A 1,278-nucleotide genomic window follows, 5' to 3' on the forward strand; every position below is an offset into this window, starting at 1 on the left:
GGGCTGGCCTTCCTGCTGCGCTACACGGCCGAGCGCGTCACGGTGCCCGTCGAGCTGCGCTATGCGGCGGTGGCACTGGTGGGCGCGGGCCTGCTGGCGCTGGGCTGGCTGCTGCGCCGCAAGCGCACCGGCTACGCGCTGATCCTGCAGGGCGCCGGCATCGGCGTGTTCTACCTGACGACGCTGGCGGCGATGAAGCTGCACGAGCTGCTGCCGCCGACCGCCGGTTTCGCCTTCCTGTTCGGCGTGGCCGTGCTGAGCGCGGTGCTCGCGGTGCTGCAGAACGCGCCGCTGCTGGCCATCGTCGCGGTGCTCGAGGGCTTTGCGGCGCCGGTGCTCGCGTCCACCGGGCAGAACCGGCCGGTGGGGCTTTTGACCTACCTGCTGGTGCTCGACGTGGGCATCGTGCTGATCGCGTGGTTCAAGGCCTGGCGCGTGCTGAACCTGATCGGCTTCGTCGGCACCTTCACGCTGGCCGCGGGCTGGGCGCACAGGTACTACGCGGCCGACCAGTACGGCATCGTGCAGCCCTTCCTGCTGGTGTTCTTTCTGCTGTTCGTCGCCATCGGCCTGCTGTTCGCGCGCCGCACCTTGTTCGACGCGCCGGTGCAGCCCGCGCAGCCGCTGGCCGCGCGTGCGCTCGATACGCTGCGCCGTGCGGGCCGCGTCGACAGCTCGCTGGTGTTCGGCACGCCCATGGTCGCCTTCGGCATGCAGGTGCTGCTGATGCAGCCGTGGGCGTACGGCGCCGCGTTCTCGGCCATGGCGCTCGCGGCCTTCTACCTGGTGCTGGGCCGCCTGGTGTTCGCCACGCAGCCCAAGGGCCTCGCGCTGCTGGCGGAGGCCTACGCCATCGTGGGCGTGATCTTCGGCACGCTCGCCATTCCGCTGGGCCTCGAAGGCCGGTGGACCGGTGCGGCCTGGGCCGTGGAAGCGGCCGGCATGTACTGGCTGGGCGCGCGGCAGCAGCGCGTGTATGCGCGCGCCTTCTCGTTCGTGGTGTTTGCCGGCGCGGTGTGGAAGCTGCTCGAGGCCACGCAGCTCGACGCGGCGGCGGGGCACCCGCTGCTGCAGGGATCGGTGATCGGGCCGCTGCTGGTGGCAGTCAGCGCCTTCGCGATGTGGGCGATTCATCGGCGAGCCGGGCTCGACGAAGGCAACGGCTGGGAGGCGCTGGCGGGGACCGCGCTGCCGTGGCTCGGCATGGGCGCGCTCACGCTGCTGCTGTGGCAGTGGTTCACGCCGCCGTGGGCGGCGGCGGCAACCGCAGTGCTGGCC

General features: G+C 72.0%; 1 protein-coding gene. It reads left to right on the forward strand.

Annotation, left to right across the window (positions count from 1 at the left end; genetic code table 11):
* Positions 1 to 1,278: DUF2339 domain-containing protein (locus AC1DOC_RS34085; protein ID WP_478131623.1), on the forward strand; the 1,278-nt coding region annotated here is incomplete at both ends.

Source organism: Variovorax sp. 01T439_2 (assembly GCF_056398445.1).